Origin of the sequence: Trinickia sp. (assembly GCF_036503415.1) — a bacterium.
Classification (GTDB): domain Bacteria; phylum Pseudomonadota; class Gammaproteobacteria; order Burkholderiales; family Burkholderiaceae; genus Trinickia.
In genome coordinates this window covers 49867-71560 of record NZ_DASXWY010000211.1, presented here as the reverse complement: position 1 = coordinate 71560, position 21694 = coordinate 49867, and the positions used below count along the sequence as shown (strand labels likewise).

The following is a 21694-nucleotide window of genomic DNA, read 5'->3' as shown; positions in this document are numbered from 1 at the left end:
GGGCGTCGGACATCATGCGCGCGCGGGCCGCTGCGCGCTCTTCGGCCGGAACGCCGCGACCACATCGGCGTTCGTTTCGACATAGGGGCCGCCGATCAGATCGATGCAGTACGGCACCGCCGCGAAAATGCCGGGCACCGCGACCGTGCCCGTACTGTCGCGCAAGCCCTCGAGCGTCTCCTGAATCGACTTCGGCTGCCCCGGCAAATTGACGATCAGCGCCGCATGCGACGGCGTCTCGCGTATCACGGCGACTTGCCGCGAGAGAATCGCCGTCGGCACGAAATTGAGGCTGATCTGACGCATCTGCTCGCCGAAGCCCGGCATCTCCCGCGTGCCGACCGCAAGCGTCGCCTCGGGTGTGACGTCCCGTCGGGCGGGGCCCGTGCCGCCGGTCGTCAAGACGAGGTCGCAGCCGAGCTCGTCGACGAGCTCGATCAGCGTGGCGGAGATGGCCGGCGCATCGTCCGCGATCAGCCGTTTCACCGCTTGCCATGGCGAAACGATCGCTCTTTCGAGCCATGCCTCGAGCGCCGGGATGCCCTTGTCCTCGTACACGCCGCTCGTCGCGCGATCGCTCACCGAGACCAGGCCGATCACGATTTCGTCGGCGTGATTACGCGTGATTGTCGTCATCGTCGTCTTCCGTGGTGTTCGCCGGGCCCGCGTCGTCACTGGCTCCGCCTGCTTCACTCGCCGATTTGATCCACTGGAACAACTCACGGAAATAGCGCGGCGGCTTGCCCTCGCGCGCTTCCTTGCGGGCGTTGCGGATCAGCGTGCGGCCGGCTTGCGCATCCGCGCCCGGATGCGTGCGGAGAAACTCGGTCAGGGCCGAGTCGTCCGCGAGCAGTTTCTCCCTCGCCCGCTCGATCCAGTGAAGCTTCGCCGTCTCGGCCTTGTTCACGCCGCGATAGGCATCGAGCGCCGAGCGCAGCGCCGCCGTTTCGTCGTCGTTGAGCGAGCGCATGACCCGGCCGACATATTGCAACTGGCGCCGTTTGCCTTCGTGATCGGTGATGCGGCGTGCCGCGAGCACGGCATCCGCGAGGTCCTCAGGCATCGGCATGCGCTTGAGCGCGTCTTTCGGCAACTCGACCAGCGCGGCGCCGAGCGTTTGCAGCGCGAGCATCTCGCGCTTCAACTGCGATTTGCTGGGGCGATCGTAGCCGGTCTCTTCGTCGAGGCCGGCATCGGGCGTCTCGATCGGCTGAATACGGGTTTTGCGTGTCATGCGCGCCATTGTAGCTCGACGCGCCAGCCGTGACCCCGGCGGGCGATCCCTGAACGCATCGCGGCAACGTCCTCGGACGCGGACCTTGATATGATCGCGGGGTACGACGAGGCGTAATCCCGGGCGCACGCCGGCAGTGCGGGCGCCGCAACGATGGAATCCATACCGGACGGCAATGACGATGGCAGCGGACACCGAAACCAGAGAACGCTTTTTCCCGCATACGCAAGACGAATTGAAAGAGATTGCGTCGGACATCCTGCGGCACGCGAAATCGCTTGGCGCGACGGATGCCGCGACCGAAATCTCGGAAGGCGACGGCTTGTCGGTATCGGTGCGGCGCGGGGAGGTCGAAACGATCGAGCACAACCGCGACAAGATGGTAGGCGTGACCGTTTTCATCGGCGCCAAGCGCGGCAATGCGAGCACGTCCGATTTCTCGAAGCAGGCACTGCGCGACACGGTCGCAGCCGCTTACAACATCGCGCGGTTCACCGCGGAAGATCACTGCGCCGGTCTCGCCGAAGCGGAGCTGCTCGAGACTTCGCCGCCGGATCTCGATCTCTATCATCCGTGGGAATTGAGCGCCGAGGATGCCGTCGAAATTGCCCGCCGCGCCGAAGACGCCGCGTTCGCCACGGATCCGCAGATTCGCAATTCCGAGGGCGCGAGCGTGTCGGCGCAGCATTCGCAATTCGTATTGGCGACGACGCGCGGTTTTCTCGCCGGCTATCCCTATTCGCGCCACTATGTCGCCTGCGCGCCGATCGCGGGCAGCGGCCGCCACATGCAGCGCGACGATTGGTACAGCTCGAAGCGTAGCGCCGAGGAGCTTGCGCCTGCCGAAGCGGTCGGCCGGTACGCGGCCCAGCGGGCGCTCGCGCGCTTGAACGCGCGGCGCATCGATACGCGCAAGGTGCCGGTCCTGTTCGAAGCGCCGCTGGCCGCCGGCCTGCTCGGCGCGTTCGTGCAGGCGACGAGCGGCGGCGCGCTCTATCGCAAGACATCGTTTCTCGTCGACAGTCTGGGCAAACCGGTTTTCGCGCCGCATGTGCAGATCGTCGAGGAGCCGCATTTGCCGCGCGCGATGGGCAGTGCCCCCTTCGATGAGGAAGGCGTCCGTACGAAGCGGCGCGCCGTCGTGAAAGACGGCGTGGTGGAGGGCTACTTCCTGTCGACGTATTCCGCGCGCAAGCTCGGAATGCAAACGACGGGCAATGCCGGCGGCTCGCACAACCTGTCGCTCGCGAGCTCGGCCACCCGCCCCGAGCACGACTTCGAGGCCATGCTGAAGCAGCTCGGCACCGGCCTCCTGCTCACCGAATTGATGGGCCAGGGCGTCAACTACGTGACAGGCGACTATTCGCGCGGTGCGTCCGGCTTCTGGGTCGAAAACGGCAAGATTCAGTACGCGGTCGAGGAAATCACCGTCGCTAGCACGCTACAGGAGATGTTCCGCAATATCGTGGCGATCGGCGCCGATACGATCGTCCGCGGCACCAAGCAGACGGGCTCGGTGCTCATCGAACAAATGACGGTAGCGGGGCAGTGAAGGCGGCTCAGCCGATGCGCCGGTAAACGACGCGCGCGTAGTCGAAGCCGTCGTCACCCTCCTTGCGGTGGGTGTCGCGCGACACGATCTGCCATTGCGCGGGATCGGGTGCCGGAAACGTCGCGTCGCCTTCGAACTCGGCTGCGATCTCGGTCACGATGAGTTTGTCGGCGAGCGCGATTCCCGCTTTGTAAAGCTCGGTGCCGCCGATCAGGAACGCCTCGGGGGCGCCACCGGCGGCGGCGAGCGCCAATGCCTCCTGCATGCCCGTCGCCGTTTCACAGCCTTCGAATCGACGCGTTGCGTCGCGCGTTACGACGATATTGCGACGACCGGGCAGCGGCCGGCCGATCGATTCGTGCGTTTTTCGGCCCATGATGATGGGCGCGCCCATGGTCGTGCGCTTGAAGAATGCGAGATCTTCGGGCAGGTGCCAGGGGAGTTGGTTGTTGCGGCCGATCACGCCGTTGCGGGCGCGAGCGACCAGAATGGTCAGCGTCGTCATCGAAAAGCTAAAAACCGAAAGCCAAGGTGTGGCGATTTTACGCGACGCTCGCTCACCGCTCGCGCAGCGTCGTGTGCTGCGCGCCGTGTGCGGCATCATGCTGCCGCTCTTTGCCTGGTTTCGATCGCCTTCAATCGCCGGAAGTGTCGCCCGTGGCCGACGGATTCGCCGCCTCGTCCTTTTCGCGCGCCGGTATCTCGCGCAGCCCATGTGCGCCCATCAACCGATAGAGCGTCACGCGCGAAATACCCAGATCGATCGCGGCTTCGTTGAGCCGATTCCGATGCCGTAGCAGCGCTGCTTCGATCGCGCGTTTTTCGGCGTCGTCGCGGGCTTGGGCGAGCGTCGTCGTTTCTTGCGCCGTGAACTGCGCGAGGCCAAGATCCTGCGCGGAAATGAGCTTGCCCTCGGCCATGACGATGGCGCGCCGCACGCGATTGATCATCTCGCGTACATTGCCGGGCCAATTGTAGTTGTGCATCGCCTCGACGGCCGATGGCGCGAAGCCGCGAATTCTGCGTGCGCTGTCGGTTTTGAACTTGTGCAGCATGTGATGCGCGAGGATTTCGATGTCCTTGCCCCGCGCGCGCAGCGGCGGCTCGTCGATGCGCAGGACGCAGAGGCGATGGAACAAGTCGGCCCGGAACCGGCCGTCTTGCATGGCTTGCTCGAGATCGACGTGCGTTGCGGAGATGACCCGCACGTCGACGGCGATCGAATCGCGCCCGCCCAGCCGCTCGATCCGGCCTTCCTGCAAGAAGCGCAGCAGGCTCGCCTGGCTTTCGAGCGGCAAGTCGCCGATTTCATCGAGAAACAGCGTGCCCCCGTGCGCGGCTTCCACGCGTCCGATCTTGCGCTGGTTCGCTCCCGTAAAAGCCCCGCGCTCATAGCCGAAGAGTTCCGACTGAAGCAGGTGGTGAGGAATCGCACCGCAATTGATCGCGATGAACGGCGCTTTTCGGCGCGGCGAGCGCTCGTGCAGCGCGAGTGCCGTCAGCTCTTTGCCGGTGCCCGATTCGCCGGAGATGAACACTGCGGCATCGGTGTTCGCTACTTTGCGGATCGTCCGAAACAACTGCTGCATCGCCTCGCAGGTGCCGACCATCTCGTCGTCGCCAGCCGATGCGAGGCCGGCAACCATATCGAGGTCGCAAAGCGTCACCATGCCGAACGCGTGGCCGATCAGGTAGTCGATGCTGGCATGCGGGACGGGCAGCTTCACGTAATCGAAGCAGTAATTCCGGATCAGGCGACGCACCTCTGGCTCGTCGAGCCGCTGTGCATTCGCGAGCGCGATCCAGCCAATGTGCTGCTGACGCAAACTCGGCTCGAGCGCGGCGAGATCGCGCGACGCGAGACGCGTGACGTCGATGAGGCCCGCGTAGGGAAGATCCGGGCGTGCGTACCGCCCAGCCTCGCTTGCCGAGCGCGCAATGAGCACATTCCAGCCGACGCCGGCGAGATGCGCGACGAGTGAGTCGTCCGGCGTTTGCGCCACATAGATGAGCGTTCGCGTGTTCTTCTCGTTCATGTCGACGCCCCTCGCGTGCACGCTCGACACGGCGGACGTGCTGGCCATCAGTGGCGCAGCAGGGCTCAGATGAGTGGTTTCGCGCACGATGTCCCCGCGTGGTTCGACATGGAATGGAGGGGATATCGCGACGCGCGTAGCGAGCGCGCCTGCGCGCACCGATCGACCCGGAGCGTGTGCGCTGCGAGCCGATGTGCAGCGGCATGCGTTTTGTGCTGACGATGCCGCGCGTCTCTTGTCGAGATCGTTGACATGATTCTTCCCCCGGTTTGCGACGCCGCTCAGACGTGCTTGTCCTCCGTTTGCGAGCGCCGGCTGACTGCCCTGTTCGTGGTCCTTGTTGCGGCGGGTTATCCAAACGCCGACTGATCCCAGCGCTCGTTCACCCTTGCCGTATGTCTGCAAGCCTATGAGGATCGGAACGGAAACGCGCGTTGTCTTGCGCACATATCGACGCGCTTCGGATGTGCGGACCATCCGCCACCGCGATGCAATGTGCGAAGGCCGACATAGCGCGGGGGCATCGATCGGGACACGCGGTCTACGCTTGCCGTTGCGGTCATCCGGCGGTCTCGCGATCCGGCGGATGCGTTGCGCGCCGGATCGCTTGCCCGTTTAAAAAAGTGCCCGCCGGGGGACGGAGCACAAACCATACGGACGCCGCGGTGCTGCCGCCACCGCCTGCCCACGCGACATTCCCGCGGCTGGCGCCGGCGCCGGTGTTGGAATAGGTGCCGGACGTGCGAACTCGTCCCACAGCGTCACATAATGAGTCGACGCGCCGACGGGGAATCGTGCGGCTCTCGAATCAGCGAGCCGGGGCACCGGGGGGCACGCCATTTCGCGTGGAGGTGCGAAGCGATGCACATGCATGACGATGCCTCCGTTCTCGAAGCGAACGAGAGCGAAAGCCGTGCCATGAGGGCGAGATCCTTGTGGGAATTGGCATTCCATTGCGTCTCGTGCAACGCGCCGGCCGAGATGAAGCTGGATTGTTTCAGCAATGAAACGAACGGAAAAAATGCCGTATTGATAATTGTAATCGGGTAAGAAGCGCCCTGTCGCAAAACAGCCACGCGACGCGGTTAAAGGAAAGAAGGGACGTTTCGGAAAGGCGCATGCCGACGTGCGCGATAACGGTGTTTCCAATTTGTTACATGCGTCCCGATCCGAAGCCGAGGCCCCTATAGTAAGCTTAGCAAGCAGTCTCATTCCGCGAATAAGGCTGATGCAACGGCCAATGCTATTAATAATTTGTTTCGGGGTCCGTAGTTTCACGGAGAGGACAGAGCGGCAGACTTCCGAGTCGTCGGTAAGTCGTTAGCGCGAAGACGCCATATTTTCGGCCTGCGCCGCCGGCACTATTCGTCATTGAAACGAGGGTTGGTCAATGGAACCCGCTACACGGCAATTGATTTACGTTACACGGGATGCGAATGCCCAATGGAGTGCGCAATTCCATCAACGCGGCTGGCATGTTGATGTAGTCGCGAACGCACGCGAGGCCCGCCGCGCGATGCGCAGTGGCGAACCGGCGGGCGGTTTGCTCGACTTGTCGAGCCAATTCGACGAGCAGGAAATCGGTGCACTCGAAGCCTGCCTGACCGCGCCGCGCATCGGCTGGGTAGCCGCGGCCGCGCCCGGTCAGCTACAGGACACGGCGTTGCGCCGTCTCGTGCGCGACTATTGCTTCGACTATGTGACGATGCCGTCCGATGCGCGGCGCGTCGCCGATTCTGTAGGCCATGCGTACGGCATGGTCGTGCTCGCCCAGGCGGAAGAGGAAGGCGCCACGCGTGTGGGCGAAGGTCAGATGATCGGGTCGTGCGAAGCGATGCGCCAGCTTTTCCGCGCCATCCACAAGGTCGCCATGACGGACGCGCCGGTCTTCATCTCGGGCGAATCCGGAACCGGCAAGGAGCTGACGGCCGTTGCCATCCACGAACGATCGACGCGGCGCACGGAGCCGTTCGTGGCCATCAATTGCGGCGCGATTCCACCGCACCTGTTGCAATCGGAACTGTTCGGCTATGAGCGCGGAGCGTTCACGGGCGCAAACCAACGCAAGATCGGGCGTATCGAAGCGGCGCACGGCGGCACGCTTTTTCTGGACGAGATTGGCGACCTGCCGCTGGAAAGCCAGGCGAGCCTGCTGCGCTTTTTGCAAGAAGGCCATGTCGAGCGTCTGGGGGGCCATGAAGCCACGCCCGTCGATGTACGCGTGATCTCGGCCACGCACGTCGATATGCATCGCGCGATGCTGGAAGGCCGTTTTCGCGCCGACCTTTATCATCGGCTGTGTGTGCTGCAAATCGACGAGCCGCCGTTGCGCGCGCGTGGCAAGGATATCGAGTTGCTTGCGCAGCATATGTTCGAGCGCTTCAAGAAAGATGCGAGCCGGCGTCTGCGCGGGTTCTCGCCAGATGCGATCGCCGCGCTGCATAACTATCGATGGCCCGGCAATGTACGCGAACTCATCAACCGCGTGCGCCGCGCGATCGTCATGTCGGAAGGGCGGCTGATTACGGCCAGCGATCTCGAGCTCGCCGATTACGTCGACGTGGTACCGGTCTCACTCGCGCAGGCGCGCGAGGCGGCCGAGCGGCAGGCGATCGAGCTGGCGCTGCTGCGTCATCGCGGGCGTCTCGGCGATGCGGCGCAAGAGCTTGGAATATCGCGCGTGACGCTTTATCGCTTGCTGAGCTCGCACGGCATGCGTCACATCGAAGTGCACCAAGGTTCGCAGCGATTGACGAGTTGACCGGGTAGCCGGGCGCGCGGAGCACCGGCCCAATCCGCGCGCCTTGGTAGAATCGCGTATTACCGCGAACCGGCGCAGGCTGCCGCCTGCCGAATCTTTCGATGAAACAGTATCTCGACCTGGTCCGTACGATTCTCGAAACGGGCACCTGGCAGGAAAATCGCACGGGGATCCGCACCATCAGCATGCCCGGCGCAATGCTGCGTTTCGACTTGCAACAGGGATTCCCCGCGGTCACTACGAAAAAGCTCGCATTCAAATCGGCCATTGGCGAAATGATCGGTTTTCTGCGGGCCTCCCGCAGCGCAGCCGATTTTCGCGAGCTCGGCTGCAAGGTCTGGGACGCCAACGCGAACGAAAATCCTCAGTGGCTCGCCAATCCCTATCGGGAAGGACCCGACGACCTGGGCGGCGTATATGGTGTCCAGTGGCGCCAGTGGCCGGCCTATAAGGTCCTTGCCGAGGACGCGTCGGCCCGCATCGAAGATGCCTGCGCGCGCGGCTACCGGATCGTGACCCGCTTCGAGGAAGACGGGGTCCCGAAGGTGCTGCTGTACAAGGCCATCGATCAGTTGCGTCAGTGTCTGGATACGATCATGCGCAATCCGACCGATCGCCGCATTCTGTTTCACGGCTGGAATCCGGCGGTGCTCGAGGAAATCGCACTGCCTGCATGCCACTTGCTCTATCAGTTCGTCCCGAACGTCGTGCGCCGCGAGATTTCGCTTTGCCTTTACATCCGCAGCAACGACGTAGGGCTCGGCACGCCGTTCAATCTCGCCGAAGGTGCCGCGTTGCTGACACTGGTCGCCAGGCTGACCGGCTATACCCCGCGCTGGTTCACGTACTTCATCGGCGACGCTCACATCTACGAAAATCAGCTCGCGATGCTCGAGCGGCAACTCGAGCGCACGCCGTACGAGAGTCCGACGCTTTCGATCGCCGAGCGCGTACCGTCGTTCGCCGAAACCGGGCGTTACGAGCCCGAGTGGCTCGAAAAAGTCGAGCCATCCGATTTTTCGCTCGTCGGTTATCGACATCACGAGCCGTTGACCGCGCCCATGGCCGTTTGACGTTCTCTATCGATGGGAAAGCCGCTCGGCTCGAGTCATGGAGATACGCCCGAAGTGAAAGAAGCCCACTGCGTGGCCGCAGTGGGCTTCTTCATTTCGTCTGCTCGGTATTCGAATCAGCCCTGATGGCGGTTCTCGTGGCCTTGCACTTGCGGGTGCTGAGGCTCGTGCGGCTGCGGTTGCGGTTGCGGCCTCGGTTGTTCGATGTGGGGCTGGGGCTGGGGCTGCGGCCTCGGCTGTTCGAAATGGGCTTGCGGTTGCGGTTGTGGCCTCGGTTGCTCCATGCGCGGCTGCGGTTGCGGTTGTGGCCTCGGTTGTTCGAAACGAGCCTGCGGTTGCGGCCTCGGTTGTTCGATGTGCGGCTGCGGTTGCGGCCGGGCCTCTTCGAAGCGAGGTTGCGGCTGTGGCTGCGCTCTGGGCTCCGCACGCTGCGGCGCAGGCGCTTCGGTGCGGGGTTGCGGCGCGGCCTGCGGCCCTTGCGAGCGGGGCTCCATGCGTGGCTGGGGCACATGCGGCGATGCTTGCGGCTCGGCACCCGCCCCAGGTCGCGACATGGCCATCGGCGTTTGCGGACCGTGTTCCGGTGTGCGCTGCGCGCCTACCGGCTGCTGCGGTGAGCCAGGCTCGCCCCTGGCCGCGCCGGGTTGCGCCGAGGGCCCGTGCTGCTGAGCGATGGGCGCGTGCGGTTGCGTCCACGTCGGTTCCTTGCGTACCGGCGCAGCGGCGCTTTGCGCACCTTCGACCGGACCGCGCTGGCTCGGCGGACGCGGCACGCCGTTGCTCGGTTGCGCTCGAGGTTGCAAAGCCGCCATCGGAGCATGGGGCTCTTGTTGCGGCGCGGGCCGAACACCGCCTTGCGCCGCGACGGCTGGCGCACCAGGGCCCGGGTGCGCTTCGTTTGCCGCTCGGTGTGGCTCGATGACAGGCGACTGACGCTCGACGATGCGCACGTTACGCGCGGGCCCCGGGTTGGCCGTCGGGTGCGCCAATTGCGAGGCGACCCCAGCCGGCGGCGTGAGGTGGGCCACGGGGCGCCCGGCCCCAGGCACCTGCCCGCCGTTTCGGGCGAGCCGCTGCGCGAGCGGATCGCGGTAGACAGCAGGTATTGCCGGGGCACGCGTCGCGACGACGGGGCGCTCGCCGGCCGCGCCGGGAGGATGGTAGGTCGCATGGCGCAACCCCGGCGCGTAGCTCTCACGTACCGGCGCGATGCCGGGCGCGCCGGGATGGAATTGAGCGTTGCGCAGCTGCTGCGGGTCGATGCGCTGCGCGACGTGAGCGACGGCGCGGCCCTGTACGAACGCGGCCGCCGGCACCGCCGTGACAGCGCCCGGTGCACGGTAGTTCACGTAGGTGTTATGGATGTTCGTGATGTTGATGTTATTGACGTTGTTGATGTGCTGATTGTTGACGATGACCGTCTGATTGACCCGCTCGTAATACCGCGGACTCCATCCGCCGTAGCTCGGGCGCCAGACTTCGCCGGGGCCGAGCGGGAACCACGCTACGCCCGGGGAGCGTGCGCCGCCGATGGACAGTCCGACGCTCCAACTGAAGCCACTGCCGCCGCCGCCGACAAACGCGACGAGCGCCGGTGCATAGACGGGCGGGGCGCTCACGACGGGGCCCGGGACCCAGCACCAGGACGAACCGGCGTAGGCCCAGCGCCCATAGTGATACGGGGCAAATCCCCACGGCGCATCGTCGACCCACGTCCATCCCCAAGGCGCGACCCACGCCCAATGACCGTCGTGGTAGGGCGCCCATCCGGCCGGAACCGCGCGCGGCACCCAGACTTCGCCGTATTGCGGATCATCCCGCCACGTGCCATTGGCATCCAGATCTTCGTAGCCGGGAACCTCGCGCGAGACGTAGCGCGCCGAAATCGAGCGTTCCGCCGCGGCGTCGCGTGCTTCGGCCCATTGGTCGAAGGCATCGGGCGGCGGCGGTTGATCCTCGGCCGCGACCTGCAGATTGGTGCCGGAGAACGTCAACTGCTGTCCGGCCGTGAGCGGCATTTGGCCGTTATCGCCGTATGCCGTGACGGCGCCGCGCCGGACGGTGACCGTCGTCGTGCTGCCGTCAGGGGCGACATCGACGCGGTAATCGCCGGGCTGTGTGACGGCGAGCGCCACGTTGGGCGTATCGACCTCATAGGCTGAGCCCGGTACGAGGTCGCGCACGTGCGTCGAAAGCGTGCCCTGCGTCACTTTCAACTGCGCGTTGCTGTCATCGAGATTCAGAATATCGAGATTGGTCGACGCGCCCAGGCGTACCGCCGTCGACCCGATGTGCAGTTCGGAGCGTGCGTTCGCGTCGTTCCAGAGCTGATCGCCCGTCGTGAGCGGGCGGTTGACCGAGGCGTAGGACCAGTCCGTCGCGCCGGCCGGCTCGGTCGTGACCGTACCCGCCATGTAGTTGAGCCGCGCGACGCGGCCGGGCGGATCGGCGCTTTGTCCGGCAACCGGTGCGTCGGGCGACGGGGCGCTCTGCGCGAATGAGGGGTGCGGCAGCGCCGCGAGCGCCGCGGCGACGGCTAGCGCACAGGCTGTCGCCCGATGAAATGTGACGAGAGGGGAGGTGGTCCGCGTTGTCATGATGATCTCGTAAGCGGGTGCAAGGTGTCGGCATCCGTGAGATCAATGTAGCGCGATCGCCTGTATCAAGGGTCGGTGTTTTGTAAATCCGCGCACGCCCCGTGTAACGAAAAATGTCGACGAACGCTGCTGCGGCCGCCGCCACGCCTTCTCATGCCGCGAGCATCGCCTCGAAATGGCGCCTGCCTGCCGGAGTCACCCGCAAGACGCGCGGCTTTTCCGCGCGCTCCACGCAGCCGCGTTCGCACCAATGCGTGAGCAACGCCGCGCCAAGCGCGCCGCCCAGATGCGCACGGCGCTCGCTCCAGTCGAGACAGGTGCAGGCAAACCGCCTGCGACGCGTGCGTTGCCCCGCCAGATCGATGCCCCAGCGACGCAAGCCATCGTCGCCCGCATCGGTCGTATCCACGACGCCGTCGCGCTCGATCAGCCATCCCTTCGCGAGCAGGCCGTCGAACACGCGCACCGCCAGTTCGCCGGCCATATGGTCGTAGCAGGTGCGGGCGTAGCGCAGATCGAGGGGCACTGTCCGTGCGGCACGCACGCTAGTGCGTTGCGGCGCGCTGACCTGGGCAACATTGGCCAGCGCTTCCAGCGCGGCGGCCACTTCGGGTGTCGCGATTCGGTAGTAGCGGTGTCGGCCGCGGACTTCGAGCGCCAGCAGCCCGCCTTCGGCAAGCCGCGCAAGGTGCCCGCTCGCGGCCGACGGCGAAAGCCCTGCGATGAGCGTCAATTCGCCGGCTGGGCGTGCGCTGCCGTCCATGAGCGCCCACAGCATCGCTGCGCGGCCGGGATCCGCGAGCAGCGTCGCGATGCGGCTCAAGCCCGGGAAATGGCCGCTTTCGCGGGGATCGTCGGTGAACGTGGCGGTCATGGATTGCTCCGGCGTATTGCACTGAAGGTTTCACTTTACTCGCCGATGGCATTCGACGTTTCGGGGCGGGCTGAAATGTGGAATCCGAGGTGCGGCTTGCTCGAACGCACCGCGAACCCTGAGGGCTGTTGCCCAAGCGGCTAGAATCGCAGTTCATGCGGTGAAGCGAGCGAGGTGGTTTGCGATGAAAGCATGGATAGCGGCGGTGTTGGCCGCATGCCTGTGCGCGGCATGCGCGCAGGGAGGTGGCGGCAGCAGCGGCAGCGGCAGCGTCACGATGTACGGCACGATCGATACCGGCGTCACCGTTCGCAAGTAACGGCAATCGGGTGCCCTCGACGCGAATTTTGCCCCCGTATAATCGGCTCCTTTCAATATGCGCTTTCGCCGCAGCACCGGAGCCCCGATGTCAAACGTCACCGCCCCGCTCGATCGGTCCGAGACGACCTTTCGCTTCCTCGCCGAGCCGACCTCGGTCAACTTTGGCGGCAAGGTCCATGGCGGCGCGCTGATGAAATGGATCGACGAGACGGCCTATGCCTGCGCGGCGGTCTGGTCAGGCCGTTATTGCGTCACCGTGAGCGTGGGCAATATCCGCTTTCGGCGCCCGATTCTCGTCGGCAATCTCGTCGAGCTGCGCGCTCGCGTCGTCGCCACGGGCCGCACCAGCATGCACATCCATGTGACGGTGCATGCGGGCGACCCGAAAAGCGGTCAACTGCGGCTCACGACCGATTGCCTCGTCGTGTTCGTGGCCGTCGATGAAAACGGCACGCCGATTCCTGTTCCGCCGTTCGTACCGTCAACGGAAGAGCAAAAACGCGTGGCGAAGTATGCGATGGACGTGAAGGCGGCGCTCGACGCTATCGTCGAGCTGAAGCCTGAAGAAATGGCGCAAGGCAGGATCTGAGCGGCGCGGCGCCGACACCTTCGGCGCTCGCGCCACGCGTTGCCGTGCGCGGCGAAGCTCAGTCGCCGCTACGCCCGACCATGTCGGCGGGCCGCACCCATGCATCGAATTGCGCTTCGCTCACGTAGCCGAGCGCCAATGCCGCGGCCTTGAGGGTCGTGCCTTCCTTGTGCGCTTTTTTCGCGATTTGCGCCGCCTTGTCGTAGCCGATGTGCGGATTGAGAGCGGTCACGAGCATCAGCGATTCGTTCAGAAGCGCATCGATGCGCGCGCGATTCGCTTCGATCCCGACCGCACAATGGTCGTTGAAGCTTTGCGCGCCGTCCGCCAGCAGCCGGATCGATTGCATGACGTTGTGCGCGATCATCGGCCGGAACACATTGAGTTCGAAATTGCCGCTCGCGCCGCCGAAGTTGATCGCGACGTCGTTGCCGAATACCTGACAGCACAGCATCGTGACGGCTTCCGACTGCGTCGGATTGACTTTGCCCGGCATGATCGAGCTGCCCGGCTCGTTCTCGGGAATCGTCAGTTCCCCGAGCCCGCAACGGGGGCCGCTCGCGAGCCAGCGAATGTCGTTGGCGATCTTCATGAGGCTCGCCGCGATGGTCTTCAACGCGCCGTGCGCGAACACGAGCGCATCGGCCGCGGCCATCACTTCGAACTTGTTCGCGGCACTGACGAACGGGAGCCCGGTCAGTCGTCCGATCGCGGCCGCGACGCGCGTGGCGAATTGCGGATGCGCATTCAGGCCGGTGCCGACGGCCGTGCCCCCTTGCGCGAGCTCGTACAGGTGCGGCAAGGTGGCCTCCAGATGCGCGATGCCGTGCTCGAGCTGCGCCACGTACCCTGAGAACTCCTGGCCCAGCGTAAGCGGAGTGGCATCTTGCAGATGCGTGCGGCCGATCTTCACGATATCCGCGAATGCCTTCGCTTTCGCGTCCAGCGTTGTGCGCAGCGCGGCGAGCCGCGGCAGCAGATGCTTGACGATACCGAGCGCCGCGGCGATGTGCATGGCGGTAGGGAAGACATCGTTGGACGACTGCCCCCGATTAACATCGTCGTTCGGATGAACCTTGCGGTTCTCGCCGCGCTCGCCGCCAAGGATTTCGCTGGCGCGATTGGCGATGACTTCGTTCAGGTTCATGTTCGTTTGCGTGCCCGAGCCCGTTTGCCAGACGGCGAGCGGAAATTCGCCCGCGTGCCGGCCTTCGATGATCTCGTCGGCTGCTTGAATGATCGCGCGCGCCTTGTCTTCGGGCAGCACGCCGAGCTCGAGGTTGACTTCGGCTGCCGCGCGTTTGATCAAGGCCAGCGCATCGATGAGCTCGGGCGGCTGTTTTTCGGTGGAGATCCGGAAATTGAGCAACGAGCGTTGCGTCTGGGCGCCCCAAAGCCTGGCGCTCGGTACGGCGATTTCGCCGAATGTGTCGCGTTCCATACGTACGTCCTCGGTCATCAAGCGCTCCGTCGGTTGGACAATCGAAAATTGAAGGAAGAGTTGCATCCGGGCTGGCAGGCTGCTGCTCAGAGCTGCGAATCGATCGGCAGCAACAAGAATAGCCCCGTCAGGACATTTCGTACGAGGCCGGCCTCGGGATCGAGCGACCAACTGCGCAGGTAAGTCGTGTTGCCCGACGTTTCGTTCCCGGTCCAGACGAGGCCCGACACCGGAGCGCCGAGCGCGCGCAGATGCGCGTTTTCTTCGGGCGTGGCCAGCGTCACCCGGAAACTCGCGTCTGGCGACATGGCCCGGAGGATCAGCGAAGCGGTCGCTTGCGCCAGCTTCGGACTGTCGATGAAAAGCGCGAGTTCGGTGTTCAGATGCGCGGAGCGCGGATCGAAGTTCAGCGAGCCGATGACGAGCATGCGCCGATCGATCACATAGGCTTTCGCGTGCAGGCTCGAGCGCGAAGTCGAGCCCAGGAAAATGCGCGAGCCGTTTTGCTGCAGCGGTTGGAATTCGTAGAGCTCGACCCCGTTCTCGAGCAACGGAATGCGATAGGGACTATAGCCCGCCTGTACCGCGACCGCGTCGGTGGAGGCCATCGAATTGGTCACCACCGCTACCCGCACGCCGCGCTGCGTGAGCGAACCGAGCATGTTCACGCCCGCATCGTGCGGCACGAAGTACGGGGAAAGAATCAGCACTTCGTGCTGTGCATTTTTCAGCAGATCCGCGAGCCGGTGCATGGGCGGACTGCGGTAGCTGCCATCGTCATCGGTGACTTTACGCGGCGAATCGAAGGCAAACTGTGCCGGAGCCCATACGAGGCCGAGTTCTTTCTTCGAGATCTGCACGTCCAGCGATTCGCCGTTGAGCGGTTTTGCGCCGACCGCTTGCGCTTGCGCTCGCCAATGCGCGCGCAATGCCTCGCGAACATCGTGCAGCTCCTGGGGTGCGTAACGGTGTTTCTCGAGCGCGCCGACGGGGTAGGCGAGTGCACTCGACCAGAAAATGTCGAAACTGCGCGAAACCTGCTGCACGATGGGGCCGGCGGCGAGTACGTCGAGATCGCGAAACTGCAGCGTCGGACTCGCGCTGAAATACTCGTCGCCGAGATTGCGCCCGCCGACGATGGCCACGGAACCATCGGCGATCATCGCCTTGTTATGCATACGTCGCGTGAAGCGGTCGATGCGCGTGAAGACGTCTTCGGTACGAGCGAAGACGCTGCTGCGGGTGCTGCCGAACGGATTGAACACGCGTACCTCGATCGACGGATGCGTCGAGAGGGCTGCCATGAGGCGCTGGCTGTCATGGAAATTGAGATCGTCGACGAGCATGCGCACGCGTACGCCGCGGTCTGCCGCGTAGAGCGCGGCGGCGAGCAGGAGCCGCCCGGTCGTATCCTCGGAGGCGATGTAGTACTGCAGATCGAGCGTTTTCGTTGCGGCGCGTGCGAGTGCGACGCGCATTTGGAGCGCATCGGTGCCATCGGTCAGCAGACGAAAGCCCGTTTGGCCGGGATGCGCCGCATCGAGCGGGGCGAGCGCTTTGCCCAGCGGTGTGTTTTGCGGGTCGGCGAGCGCGTGGCTTTCGGTGCGATGGAGCGAAGTGGCGGGCGGCAGCGTCGAACATGCAGCCAGCAGCGCGAGGGCGAAACCAAGCGTGAAGGTGAGGGCACGCCGTGCCGCCTCTCGCGCCGCGGCGCAGCGAGCGATGTCGAGGCGTGGCTGAACGGGCAACCCCGCGGGATGCGGCGCGGACCGTTTTCGCCTCGATTCGAACACGTTACAGACCCTCCGTCGCCAAGAATGGTTATTGCGCCGCAGTAAAACCTTCTGCTCTGGCACGAAAACTCATTCTATGCGCACTGCCCGCAATCCATGCAAGAAGAAGGCCCACGCGGGTAGGAGCCTGGAGTTTGGCGGATTCAGCCTTGCGTCGTTGGCTGTCGGGGCGGCGCCGCGCGCGTCATGCGGTGAAAGCGCAGTGTCATGAGAAGCGCGACGCTCGCGAGCCCGGCGGCGAGTCCCCACCACAATCCGCGCGCGCCGAGGCCGGCATGGAATGCAAGCACATAACCGGTTGGAAAGCCGACGCCCCAATAGCCGAACGCGGCGGCAAGCATGGGGATGCGCGTGTCTTTCAAGCCGCGCAAGCACCCGGAACCGATCGTCTGCATGCCGTCGACGATCTGGAAGACCGCCGCCACGCCGAGCAGCGACGCCGCGATGGCCGCCGTCGGGGCGTTGGCCGGATCGTCGAGGCGCAGGTAGAGCCCGACGATGGCGCGCGGCGCGACGATCAAGACGAGTCCGGAGAGCGACATGAACGCGATGCCGAGACCGAGCGCGACGAAGCCCGCGTGCCGCGCGGCGACAGGTTGCCCGGCGCCGAGCCAGTAGCCGACGCGAACATTGGCGGCCTGGCCGATCGCGAGGGGCACCATGAACGAAACAGAGGCCACGTTGAGCGCGATCTGATGCGCGGCGAGCTGCGTCTCGCCGAGCAGGCCGATCATGAGACCGGTGCCCAGAAAGAGCATCGACTCGACACCGTAGGTGATCGCCACCGGCCAGCCGATGCCGAAGAGCTCGCCCATGAGCGGCATGTTGGGGCGCGCGGCGCTGACGAAGTGGCGGTAGCGCCGGCGGCCGTGCAGCAAGATGACGAGTGCCAGCGCGGTGGCCCAGACGGTGATCGACGTAGCCGCCGCGGAGCCCAGCAGGCCGAGCCGCGGCAATCCGTAGGCGCCATGAATGAGACCGTAGTTGAGCACCGCGTTGACACCGACACTGGCAATCGATATCCAGAGCAGCCGTTTGGCCGCGCCGATGGCCGGCAAGAAGGCGCGCATCATGCCGATGCCGATGAGACTGCCGAGCGATGCCCAGCGCAGCACGCCGGTGTAGGCACCGACGTCGCGCGCGAGCGCGGCCGGTTCGCCGAATGCCAGCAGGATCGGCTGGCTGAGCGACAGTAGAACGAACGCCGGCACGGCGAGCAGCGCGGACAGTACGAGGCCGGTCCAATAAATATGCGGCACGCGATCGTCGGCTTGGGCGCCGCGCGCGTTGGCAACGGTGACGCTGACCGAAGTGAGCACCCCTTGCAACAGCGTCACGACGACAAAGAAGACGCCGGCGCCGAGGCCGCCGGCCGCGAGTGCGTCTGCCCCGAGCGAGCCCAGCAGGATGGTGTCGGTCACGCCCATCGCCATTTGCGAGAGCTGGGAGATTGCGAGCGGCGCCGCCAGCCGGGCTGTTTCGGCTGCGTGGCGGGAGAATGTGGGTGGCGCGCCGGCGGCGTGCGAAAGACCTGAGTGCGACATGAGAGATCGAAGGCGCAAAGCGCCAGCCAAAGCGGCTGCGATAGACGGGCGATGGATTGGGTCGAAAGAACGGAAAGCTTATTGCGTTGCGGCGTGTGTGTCGATGGATGCCCCTGTCCGCGGCAGGTGCAACGCATGGCGGCGAATGGCGGCGAATGGCGGCGAACGGCGGGGCGGTACCCGCGCCGCTTACAAGCGGCGCGAGCGGTTCACGGCGCTTCGAGCACGGCGATCCGTGTATCGCCCAACATGACGACCTGGCCTGCGCGAATCTTGCACGTCTTGCGCAGCTCGGGGCGGCCATCGACCTTGACGGCGCCCGACGCGACGAGCATCTTCGCCGAGCCGCCGCTATCGGCCAGCCCCGTCAGCTTGAGCAGGTTGTGCAATTCGACGTATTCGCCGGTGAGCGTGAAATTGAGGTTGGCCATGGCAAATGCGCGCACCGAGGGAAGACAGGGCACGCATCATAAGCCAAGTAGCGGGGTGCGGGAATAGGACAAGTCCGATTCGCGTCGGCCGACCCGGACCGCATTCGTGCAATGCCGGGCGCGCGGGCCCGCTCCGTTAGCGCTGGCGGCGCTCCTGGGCGCGCGGCTGCTGCGCGGGTGGCATAAAGAAATTGCGCAGCCAGACTGCCATGCGCGAAAAAATGTCGTACGGCTCTTCGACAAAGATTTCGGGCTTGAGCAGGCGCAGGAATTCCATGATCTGCTGAGCTTCCTGCTTTTGGAACGAACCGTGCGCGAGCCCCAGCTTGAGCAGACCGCGTAGCTCTCCGAGTTTCTCGCGCGCGGTGCTGCCGACGCTCGTCTCACAGGCGATCTTCGCCTCGTAGACGCGCTGGCGCAACGATTCCGCAAGACGCCAGGCGGGCGTCTGCATTTTTTCTTCGAGCGCCAGGATGTCCTTGGCCGACGATTTGATTTGCGCCGAGAGCGGATCGACGAGCGCCGCGTCGCCGCCGGCTTCCTTGACGATGGCCGCGGCCCAGTCGCGGCAGGCTTTGGCCAGCTCCTCCGGCGTCCATTGCGAGCGGTAAGCGAATGCGAAGCCGAACTCCTCGGCTTGTCGCACGAGGATGCCGACGACGTCGGGGAATTCCTTGTCGAGCGTGCGCTTGGCCCATGCGTATTGACCGCCCTGAAGCATGCGCTGCACGGCGTGCTCGGTGAGCGGCACCATGTTGTCGAGCAGCTTCGCGCGCAGGAAATCCTCGAACGACGGCGTCGCGAATTGCGGGTCGAGCTTCAGCGACACGCGCACGAAGGCTTCGAAGTCCTTGTGCAGCGAGGCGATGGTCTCATCTCGAAGAGAAAGGGTGATCTGACCCATGGCATGTCCTGATAGCTCGTCCGTGCGTGTGCGCCGGCGCCGACGCGCGGGCGGGACATCGGCATGCCGTGCGCTTCGCCTCGCGGCCGGGTGCGGGCGCGTGCGCAATCCGCCAATTCCACGCGGCGTCGATGTACCCCAGTACGATGCGTGCAGTCCGGCTGCTGTCCGGCGCACGCGTTTCGTCTGTTTATCGGCCGCGCGAGCCGGAACTTGAGGCGGTTTTCGTGCACCGGATCAGTGCGCGACGAGCCATTGCCAGGCGAAGAACACGATGAGCCCGGCCGCGATCGTGACGAGCGGTCTGCGCGTGGTGGCCGATACGACGCAGGCGGCCAGTGCGCCGACGAGCTGCGGGTTGCGCCAGGTGAGCTCCGGCTGCCCGCCATGCGGCGCCACGGCCATCGGTACGATGATGGCCGTCAGGACGGTAACGGGCACGAAGCCGAGCGCGGTGCGCACGAGCGGCGGGAACGTAACGCGCTCGCCGAGTACGAAGAGCGTGGCCCGGATCAGGCACGTAATGACGGCCATGCCGAGGATGAGGACGACCGCGTTCATCGGGTGGCCTCCGCATGCGCCGGCCGGCGGGCCCATGGACGCGAAAGCACGACGCCGACGGCGACACCCCCCGCCACGGCCGCGAGCAACCCGAGCTTGTAGGGCCATGCGGCGCAGGCGAGGGCGAGTACGCCGGCCATCAGTGCGGCCGCGATGAAGCGCAGGGCGACGAGCTGCGGCACGACGATCGCAATGAAGGTGGCGACCATGGCGAAATCGAGGCCCATCGATTGAAGACGCGGAAACGCGGCCCCGAACAGCAGTCCGACGAGGGTCCAGATCTGCCAGTTCACGTACATGGCGACCCCGGCGCCGAGGAAGTAATGCGGGCCGATCGCCCCGGGCGGGGCGTGACGGTAGTGCGCGTAGGCGACGGCGAAGACCTCGTCGGTCAGGACTGCCGCAAGCGCCCATCGCCAGCGCGCCGGCAGCTTGGCGACATACGGTGCGAGCGTCGCGCTGTAGAGCAGGTGGCGCAGATTGACGATGAACGTGGTCGCCCATACCACGGCGAGCCCGGCGTGACCGGCGATCAGGCCGAGCGCGATGAACTGGGCCGAGCCGGCGAATACCGTCAGCGACATCAGCTGGCCCTGCCACGGATGCAGCGGGCCGGAGCTCACGAGCGTGCCGAAGATGACGCCGAACGGCGCCGCCCCGACCATCATCGGGACCATGTCGCGCGCGCCGTCGGCAAATTCGTTGAGGGAAGTGCGTGGGTTCACTGCCGAATCCTCCTTTTCCGCCGAGCTTAGCCGTGCACAGGAAAAGGAGCTTGTATGTTCTTGCTCTGGGTTCTTGCCCCGGGCGCTTACGCAGGCGGCCCCGGACCGCGGCGAGGGAGCGTTCAGCTCGTCTGCCAGCGGCCCGGCGGCACGCCGAACATGCGCCGGAAGTGCCGGGTGAAGTGGCTTTGGTCCGTGAACCCGCTTGCGGCGGCGACTTCGGTGACGGGCACGCCGGCCCGCAACGGGGCGAGCGCGCGTTGCAGCCGGAGCTGGTTGCGCCATGCGTGCGGTGGCAGGCCAGTCGCGCGCGCGAACAGGCGCGCCGCGTGGAACGCGGAAAGCCCGACTTCGCTTGCGAGTTCGGTGAGGCTCAGCGATTCCGTTAGATCGGCAGCAAGCCGCGCCTGCATCGCGGCGACGCGCGGATGATCGATGCCGGCGAGTGCGGCATCGGGCCGCGCTTGCGCATGGCGGGTGACGAGCGTCGTGAACGCGTCGAGAAGGGCGATCTCGGCGGCAAGCGGATCCGCACCGTTCTCCAGCAGACGATGCGCGCGCGCAATGCGCACGGCCAGATCGGTATCGCGTATCGGCTCGAGCGGAAACCACGGCATCGCCTGCCGCTTGTTCGCAACCTGTTCGGCGAGGCGTTCGACATAGTCGATCGGCACATACAGCACACGGTAGCGCCAGCCAGCCTCGACCGCGCGCGAGCCGGTGTGAACCTCGCCCGGATTGATGACGGGTACCGTGCCGGCATCGGCGACATGATGGGCCCCGCGATAGTCGTAGCCTTCGGCGCCCGCCTCGATGACCGCCACGGTGTACGCCTCGTGCCAGTGCGGCGCGAACGTGTGCTCGCGGTACTCGGCAGTCAGCATCTCGGCTCCGGGCACGAGCGGCGTGCGCCAGTAGCGGGCTGAGTCGCGAAAGCGGGACAAAGTCATGGGCATCGATGAAAAAGCGCGCGCGAGCCGCTAAAAAGCTCGCTGGGAGGGGGCGAGCATCATCTCAAAACGGTACCACAGGTGGCGAAGGCGCATGGGACCGCCAAAGCGAAAGGCCCGCCGGATGGGCGGGCCTTTCGCTTGTCTGCGCGTGTTTGGCTCCCCGACCTGGGCTCGAACCAGGGACCTACGGATTAACAGTCCGGCGCTCTACCGACTGAGCTATCGGGGAAAAGACTGGGTGCTGAATCGAACGAGCTCGATGCAAAAGAGCCCGTCTTGAGAACGGGCTCTTCGCGTGCATTCTT

General features: G+C 65.3%; 19 protein-coding genes and 1 tRNA gene. 5 read left to right on the top strand and 15 right to left on the bottom strand.

Annotation, left to right across the window (positions count from 1 at the left end; genetic code table 11):
• Positions 1–12 precede the first annotated feature (12 nt).
• Positions 13–636, bottom strand: coding sequence for a molybdopterin adenylyltransferase (gene mog, locus VGL01_RS24670; protein WP_331574068.1), 624 nt, complete (start codon positions 634–636; stop codon positions 13–15).
• Entirely contained in the window at positions 617–1234 is a 618-nt protein-coding gene (yjgA, locus tag VGL01_RS24665) for a ribosome biogenesis factor YjgA (RefSeq protein ID WP_331574066.1), read from the bottom strand. The genes mog and yjgA overlap by 20 nt, the downstream gene beginning before the upstream one ends.
• Positions 1235–1415: 181 nt before the next feature.
• On the opposite strand from yjgA, the gene pmbA reads away from it, so the two are divergent.
• Positions 1416–2786, top strand: a complete 1371-nt coding sequence (pmbA, locus tag VGL01_RS24660; protein WP_331574064.1) for a metalloprotease PmbA — start codon at positions 1416–1418, stop codon at positions 2784–2786.
• A 7-nt stretch (positions 2787–2793) separates the two neighbouring features.
• Here the strand turns inward: pmbA and VGL01_RS24655 are convergent, their stop codons facing one another.
• Both VGL01_RS24655 and VGL01_RS24650 read right to left on the bottom strand, forming a co-directional pair.
• Positions 2794–3291, bottom strand: coding sequence for a dihydrofolate reductase (locus tag VGL01_RS24655; RefSeq protein WP_331574062.1), 498 nt, complete (start codon positions 3289–3291; stop codon positions 2794–2796).
• Positions 3292–3421: 130 nt separating this feature from the next.
• Positions 3422–4870: a sigma-54 dependent transcriptional regulator gene (locus VGL01_RS24650; RefSeq protein ID WP_414720345.1), complete on the bottom strand. Its 1449-nt coding sequence runs from the start codon at positions 4868–4870 to the stop codon at positions 3422–3424.
• Positions 4871–6212: 1342 nt separating this feature from the next.
• On the opposite strand from VGL01_RS24650, the gene VGL01_RS24645 reads away from it, so the two are divergent.
• Complete coding sequence (locus tag VGL01_RS24645) at positions 6213–7583, top strand: sigma-54 dependent transcriptional regulator (RefSeq protein WP_331574058.1); 1371 nt, start codon at positions 6213–6215, stop codon at positions 7581–7583.
• Between the two features lie 101 nt (positions 7584–7684).
• Positions 7685–8656 carry a thymidylate synthase gene (locus VGL01_RS24640; protein WP_331574056.1) on the top strand — a complete coding sequence of 324 codons (972 nt, stop codon included), beginning with the start codon at positions 7685–7687 and terminating at the stop codon, positions 8654–8656.
• Between the two features lie 116 nt (positions 8657–8772).
• Here VGL01_RS24640 and VGL01_RS24635 read toward each other — a convergent pair whose 3' ends face one another.
• Both VGL01_RS24635 and VGL01_RS24630 read right to left on the bottom strand, forming a co-directional pair.
• Positions 8773–11253 (bottom strand): DUF6600 domain-containing protein, encoded by a 2481-nt coding sequence (locus VGL01_RS24635; protein WP_331574054.1) that lies wholly within the window; start codon positions 11251–11253, stop codon positions 8773–8775.
• A 151-nt stretch (positions 11254–11404) separates the two neighbouring features.
• Positions 11405–12127, bottom strand: coding sequence for a helix-turn-helix transcriptional regulator (locus tag VGL01_RS24630; protein WP_331574052.1), 723 nt, complete (start codon positions 12125–12127; stop codon positions 11405–11407).
• A gap of 184 nt (positions 12128–12311) precedes the next feature.
• Here VGL01_RS24630 and VGL01_RS24625 point away from each other — a divergent pair, with 184 nt between their 5' ends.
• Positions 12312–12446 carry a hypothetical protein gene (locus VGL01_RS24625; protein ID WP_331574050.1) on the top strand — a complete coding sequence of 45 codons (135 nt, stop codon included), beginning with the start codon at positions 12312–12314 and terminating at the stop codon, positions 12444–12446.
• 87 nt (positions 12447–12533) lie between these two features.
• Positions 12534–13037, top strand: a complete 504-nt coding sequence (locus VGL01_RS24620; protein ID WP_331574048.1) for an acyl-CoA thioesterase — start codon at positions 12534–12536, stop codon at positions 13035–13037.
• Positions 13038–13095: 58 nt separating this feature from the next.
• Here the strand turns inward: VGL01_RS24620 and fumC are convergent, their stop codons facing one another.
• The 9 genes from fumC to VGL01_RS24575 form a co-directional block, all read right to left on the bottom strand.
• The gene (fumC, locus tag VGL01_RS24615) at positions 13096–14496 is read right to left on the bottom strand and encodes a class II fumarate hydratase (RefSeq protein WP_331574046.1); all 1401 of its coding nucleotides are present in this window, start codon (positions 14494–14496) and stop codon (positions 13096–13098) included.
• Between the two features lie 68 nt (positions 14497–14564).
• Positions 14565–16226, bottom strand: coding sequence for a phospholipase D-like domain-containing protein (locus VGL01_RS24610; protein WP_414720344.1), 1662 nt, complete (start codon positions 16224–16226; stop codon positions 14565–14567).
• Between the two features lie 188 nt (positions 16227–16414).
• Positions 16415–17815 carry an MATE family efflux transporter gene (locus VGL01_RS24605; protein ID WP_331574044.1) on the bottom strand — a complete coding sequence of 467 codons (1401 nt, stop codon included), beginning with the start codon at positions 17813–17815 and terminating at the stop codon, positions 16415–16417.
• Positions 17816–18024: 209 nt separating this feature from the next.
• On the bottom strand, positions 18025–18246 hold the full coding sequence (locus VGL01_RS24600; protein WP_331574042.1) for an RNA-binding S4 domain-containing protein: 222 nt from the start codon (positions 18244–18246) through the stop codon (positions 18025–18027).
• A 136-nt stretch (positions 18247–18382) separates the two neighbouring features.
• Positions 18383–19150 (bottom strand): DUF4088 domain-containing protein, encoded by a 768-nt coding sequence (locus VGL01_RS24595; protein ID WP_331574040.1) that lies wholly within the window; start codon positions 19148–19150, stop codon positions 18383–18385.
• A gap of 237 nt (positions 19151–19387) precedes the next feature.
• The gene (locus VGL01_RS24590; protein ID WP_331574038.1) at positions 19388–19711 is read right to left on the bottom strand and encodes an AzlD domain-containing protein; all 324 of its coding nucleotides are present in this window, start codon (positions 19709–19711) and stop codon (positions 19388–19390) included.
• On the bottom strand, positions 19708–20388 hold the full coding sequence (locus VGL01_RS24585) for an AzlC family ABC transporter permease (RefSeq protein WP_331574098.1): 681 nt from the start codon (positions 20386–20388) through the stop codon (positions 19708–19710). Before VGL01_RS24585 ends, VGL01_RS24590 begins: the two co-directional genes overlap by 4 nt.
• 170 nt (positions 20389–20558) lie before the next feature.
• Positions 20559–21386, bottom strand: a complete 828-nt coding sequence (locus tag VGL01_RS24580; RefSeq protein ID WP_331574036.1) for an AraC family transcriptional regulator — start codon at positions 21384–21386, stop codon at positions 20559–20561.
• A gap of 156 nt (positions 21387–21542) precedes the next feature.
• Positions 21543–21618 (bottom strand) — tRNA-Asn (locus VGL01_RS24575).
• Positions 21619–21694: the final 76 nt, after the last annotated feature.